We start from the raw sequence: 5303 nt of genomic DNA on the forward strand, positions 1-5303 counted from the left end.
AACCACCGGCTGGCGGGTCCGAAGTCGCGCCACTGCTCCCCGAAACCCTGTGGCGGCAGGAACAATGAGCCGCGAAAAAAGACCTCCGGCGAGTCCGCCAGCGATGCCGGTCAGCAAGACTGAAAGCCACGCGCGCCCCAAAGGCAGGGCGGCCGTTATCTCCCCGAAATAGGCATAGTTGCCCAGAATCCCTAGCGATACCACGCCAGCGACAATCACAGCCGTCAGCAACGTCCCACTCATGCGGTGTTCGAACGTGCCTGACATCTCTTCGATGGCAAAGACCACACCCGCGAGGGGCGTGTTGAATGCAGCCGCTAGACCGGCAGCGGACCCAGCGAGGATGAAACGCCCTGCTGATGTCGGGTCATCAAAGCCGAAGCGGCGACCCATGGAGTAGAGCAAGCCGGCCCCGACGTGCACGGTTGGGCCCTCTCGGCCCACGGACGCACCGCCAAGGAGGGCTGCAAGGGTCAATGCCATCTTGCCGGTGGCCACCCGAAGGGCAAGAAGCCGGGTGCGAAACGCCTCGTCTTCCACTTTGAGTGCCGCAATGGCCTGGGGAATGCCAGAGCCTCGCGTGGCCTTCATTGCGCCCTGGGTGAGCCAGCAGAGCAAGGCAAACATGGCCGGCGTGATCAGAAGCGGCACCCAGCAGCCGTGGGAGGCGACGTGTCGGAACAACGCAAAAGCGTAATCGGCGGCTTTTGCAAAAAACACGGCTGCAAGGCCCACGACAACAGCCCCCGTCCAGAACAGAAGGCGTCTGCGCCACTGTGCGAGGGACAGAAAGTCATGTGAAACGAATGCCTGGAGGCGCTCCCTGGCCGTGTTGCGGAAATCACTCATGGATAAGGAAGAAGTTCCACTGTTCCCGGTGTCGAAATCGGCGCATGCACAGTCCAGGTCAATTCATGGGCCTGGCACTTGGGGCGCATTCACGTGGCTACGCACCCGGGGTCCAGGGTTCGTAGGCATCATCAGCCCCGATGGGGCGGTTCGCGGAGGAATGCCATCTCCGTGGTTTCAGACTAGGCCGAAGACCATGTCTTGTAAAGGCTGGCGTCTTTCCTGGCGAGCGGCACCTACGATGCACACCTGCGGCGCATGCGCCGTGCATTGGAAGAGAACCTCGTGCGCGTGACGCGGGCGGTCGAGGCGGTCATCATCTGTGGGCCCGCGTCCGACCCGAAGCAGACGTTCGGGCAAGGCGATTAGCTCAGGTAATCGGGGGAGGGGAGGGCACTTGCCGGCGTTCGCCAAGCTCCTTATGGTGCAACGCCATTACCACTGAAGGGGAGTGCACGCTATGGGCCTTGTATCGCTTCGCAAATTGACGGTGTTTTGCGCCCTGGCGCTCGCCGGGACCCCGCTGCAACCCACCGCCGCCCAAAGCGCTCCTGCTCCCGCTCCAGCCGCCGCAACGCCAGCTGCGCGACCCGCGGACGTGGCTTCGGAAGACGCGGTCATCAAGGCGGTCTATGACGTAATTTCGGGCCCCAAGGGACAGCAGCGTGACTGGGATCGCATGCGTTCGCTGTTCGTGCCAGGCGCACGCCTGATTTCCGCACATACAGGCGAGGATGGCGTCGTCACGGCTCATGTAATGAGCGTGGAGGACTACATCCGACTGGGCGAGCCCATGCTGAAAAAGGATGGTTTCTTCGAGCGCGAGGCACACCGCACTGAAGACCGTTTCGGCAACATCGTCCAGGTATTCAGCACGTACGAATCGCGCCATGAAGCGGATGCCAAACCATTCCAGCGTGGCATCAACAGCTTTCAACTGTTGTTCGACGGTAAACGCTGGTGGGTCGTGACGATCTATTGGCAAGGCGAGAAGAGCCCCGAGCGGCCAATTCCGAAACAGTACGGCGGTTGACCGGGCAAGTGCACGCCTACTTCAGTGGTCGCCAAGATCATCGCGGCGCTGCATTCGCCCCAAGGAAGCCATTGACCAGCTCAGTGATGAGCGGATTGCCGGCAAGGTTGTAGTGCGTGGTGTTGGGCACGATCGCCAACTGGTTCGCTGCGCGCAGCGAGCCGTCGATCCCCGCATCGCGCTGGCCTCCGCCAAGCAGCTTGTAGAACTCCACGATGTGCTCCAGGCGCACTGCATCGGCGTCGGCAAAAACGAGCAAGGTACGAGCCTTGATCTGGCGCACCCCGGCGCTCCAGTCGAACGGCTGCCTCATCATCTCGCCCGTCTTCCGGAACAGCTTCGTCCAATCGACGCCGGGGTACATCTTGCCCACGGGCGAGGCCTTCAGATGCTCGCCAATCATCGGGGCATTGGCTTCCATCTGGTCGATGGCAGCCCGTCCTTCCGGATACCAGCCGTCGTTGCTGATGACCGTCGACAGCACCACCAGGCGATCGATCACGTCCGGGTGGCGAATGGCCAACTGAATGGCCACACCGCCACCGAGTGAATAACCCGCGACATCGGCCTTGCCGATATTCAGGTGTCGAATAAGCGCAGCGATGTCATCGGCGAGGAATTCACACCGCAAGGGACGGTCGGTATCGGGGGTTCGCCCGTGTCCCTGAAGATGCGGGGCGATGACTTGCCGTCCCTTGGCCAGGCCTGCGACATTACCCGCGAAGGCTTCCACCTCCGGGCCGCCGCCATGCAGGAGGATCAGTGGTTTGCCGGTGCCATGCTTCTGGTAAAAGAGGTGCTGGCCGTTCACGTCGGCAAAATGGGCGTTGGGCATGGCAACCGCCTCTTTCGCCTGCAGGTAAAACGGTGCGATCGAGAGGCTCGCCGCAAGGGCCTGGACAAATGTGCGTCTGAGCATCGGATCCCCCGACATCGCGAGCCGTCAAAAGCTTACCGAAGCAATTAGCCACGCGCAAGAATTTGCGGCTCCCATCTCCAGAAGCAGGTATTGCATAGCGTTATGCTCACTATTCGCAGCCCCCACACGAGAGCCCCTTCCGTGAAAATGACACCCCTCGCTTCCGCTCTGCTGGCCGCCGGCTTCGCGCTCGCCGCCATGCCCGCCTTCGCCGACGTGCCGCCACCGCAGGACATCGCATTCAACGGCACCATCAAGATCGCCGTGGACGCTACCGATATCGCCCATCGCGTGTTCCGCATCAACGAAACGATTCCGGTCCAGGCGGGCCCGCTGACACTGCTATACCCGCAATGGTTGCCCGGCACGCATGCGCCGGCCGGCCCGATCGACAAGCTCGCCGGGCTGGTGGTCAAGGCTAACGGCAAGGTGCTGCCGTGGACGCGCGATCCGCTCAACGTCTACGCCTTCCATGTGGACGTGCCGCAGGGCGCGACCGAAGTACAGGCCTATTTCGAATACCTCTCGCCGCAGGACACCAAGCAGGGCCGCGTGGTGATGACCCCGGAAATGCTCAACCTGCAGTGGAACGCCACCACGCTGTACCCGGCTGGGTACAACGCCAACCGCATCATGGCCCAGGCCAGCGTGACCTACCCAGCCGGCTGGCAGGCCGGAACCGCGCTGGAGGTTGCGTCCACCAGTGGCAACACGGTGACCTACAAGATGATCGACTACGACGACCTGGTCGATTCGCCGATCTATGCCGGCAAGTACTTCAAACGCGTGGACCTGGACCCGGGTGCGCAAACCCCGGTGCACATGGACTTCGTCGCTGACGATCCGAAGTACCTGGAGATGAAACCCGAGCAGATCAAGCCGTTCCGCGACCTGGTGCAGCAGATGTACAAGCTGTACGGCGCGCACCACTACGATCACTACGATTTCCTGGTCTCGCTCAGTGACAAGATGAGCGGCAATGGCCTGGAGCACCACCGCTCCAGCGAAGACGGCACCGTCGCGGACTTCTTCACCGAATGGAACAAGAGCGCGATGAGCCGCGATTTGTTCTCGCACGAGTTCAACCACTCGTGGGACGGCAAGTACCGCCGGGGCGCGGATCTCACCACGCCGAACTTCAACGTGCCGATGAGCGACACGCTGCTGTGGGTGTATGAGGGCCAAACCCAGTTCTGGGGTCATGTGATGGCTGCGCGTTCGGGCTTGTGGACCGACGAGCAGGCGCGCGACATGTGGGCCTATACCGCCTCCACCTATGACAAGGGCCGTCCGGGCCTGGCCAGCTGGCGCAACGTGCAGGACACCACCAACGACCCGGTGGTGGGCGGGCGCGGCGGACAGCCGTACCACAACTACCAGGGCCGCCAGGAGTACTACTCCGCCGGCCAGATGATCTGGCTGGAGGTCGATGGCAAGCTGCGTGAGCTCAGCGGCAACAAGAAGACCATCGACAATTTCGGCAAGGCGTTCTTCGGCATGGAGAACGGCAAGTGGGACGTCAATACCTACACCTTCGAGGACGTCGTCAAGACGCTCAACACCATCCAACCGTTCGACTGGGCGACCTATCTGCGTGAGCGCCTGGACGGGCATGGTCCGCTGATCGGCGGCCTGGCCTCCCACGGCTGGACGCTGGTCTATACCGACAAGCCCAATGCCGCACTCAGCGCCATGGAGAAACAGCGCGACGTCTCCGAGCTCACTTATTCGCTGGGCGTATTGATCGGCAAGGGCGGCGAGATCAGCGACGTATTGTGGGATGGGCCTGCCTTCAACGCCGGACTCTCATCCGGCATGAAGGTCGTCGCGGTGAACGGCAAGGAGTTCTCCGGCGATGCCATCAAGGACGCCATCACCGCCGCGGCCAAGGACAAGAGCCAGCCGATCGAGCTGCTGGTGAAGAACTTCGACGAGTACCAGACCATCCGCGTGGACTACCACGATGGGCTCAAGTATCCGCATCTGGTCCGCGACACGAGCAAGCCCGATACCCTCGCCGCGCTCATCAAGGCTCACTGATGACCCAGCCGCCGGTGCCAACCCTTTACGGGTGGGCCTTGGCATTTTGCTGCACTCTGCTCGGATCGATGGCCCTAATGCCGGACGCGTCCGCCTCCACAACTTGCGCTTCCGTGACTCAGGAACGCCTTCGCGTTGGTCAGCTTACGCCAGATCAGCTCCATGCCGACCTCCGATTTCTCGCTGTTCAGTTGCGGGAACGACACGGCAATCTGTTCCACGATCTTCCGACGGGCAGCTCGCGAGCATTGATGTCGACGCGGATGAGGCTCGAGCGAAGCCGGAGCGGTTGGTCGTGGATCCAGGTGCCGCCCCCGTTGATGAAAGTACCTTCTCTTGCAAGATGATGAACGGACAGGCGATCGAGTATTGTGATTTCCATTCGTATCGCGAGCTCAGTCAAGCTAGCAAGGCTCTCAGCGACACAGCCGATCGATTTCACCCCGACAAGCTAATCATAGA

4 protein-coding genes and 1 riboswitch are annotated in these 5303 nt (G+C 61.8%); of the genes, 2 read left to right on the forward strand and 2 right to left on the reverse strand.

Annotated features, from left to right (window positions below; translation table 11 throughout):
- The coding region (locus VK519_RS03900; RefSeq protein WP_324347830.1) for a chloride channel protein at positions 1–849 on the reverse strand (849 nt) is incomplete at its 3' end.
- Between the two features lie 115 nt (positions 850–964).
- Positions 965–1029: riboswitch (Fluoride riboswitch) on the reverse strand.
- Between the two features lie 280 nt (positions 1030–1309).
- On the opposite strand from VK519_RS03900, the gene VK519_RS03905 reads away from it, so the two are divergent.
- Positions 1310–1882 (forward strand): hypothetical protein, encoded by a 573-nt coding sequence (locus tag VK519_RS03905; protein WP_324347831.1) that lies wholly within the window; start codon positions 1310–1312, stop codon positions 1880–1882.
- A 37-nt stretch (positions 1883–1919) separates the two neighbouring features.
- On the opposite strand, the gene VK519_RS03910 is transcribed toward VK519_RS03905, so the two are convergent.
- Complete coding sequence (locus tag VK519_RS03910) at positions 1920–2801, reverse strand: alpha/beta fold hydrolase (protein WP_324347832.1); 882 nt, start codon at positions 2799–2801, stop codon at positions 1920–1922.
- A gap of 141 nt (positions 2802–2942) precedes the next feature.
- On the opposite strand from VK519_RS03910, the gene VK519_RS03915 reads away from it, so the two are divergent.
- Positions 2943–4841, forward strand: coding sequence for a M61 family metallopeptidase (locus VK519_RS03915; RefSeq protein WP_324347833.1), 1899 nt, complete (start codon positions 2943–2945; stop codon positions 4839–4841).
- Positions 4842–5303 lie beyond the last annotated feature (462 nt).

It is taken from the genome of Pinirhizobacter sp. (genome assembly GCF_035317885.1).
GTDB lineage: Bacteria > Pseudomonadota > Gammaproteobacteria > Xanthomonadales > Rhodanobacteraceae > Pinirhizobacter.

Coding starts and splice junctions, on each gene's coding strand:
- VK519_RS03905 (WP_324347831.1), top strand. CDS start 1,310: ATGGGCCTTGTATCGCTTCGCAAATTGACGGTGTTTTGCGCCCTGGCG.
- VK519_RS03910 (WP_324347832.1), bottom strand. CDS start 2,801: ATGCTCAGACGCACATTTGTCCAGGCCCTTGCGGCGAGCCTCTCGATC.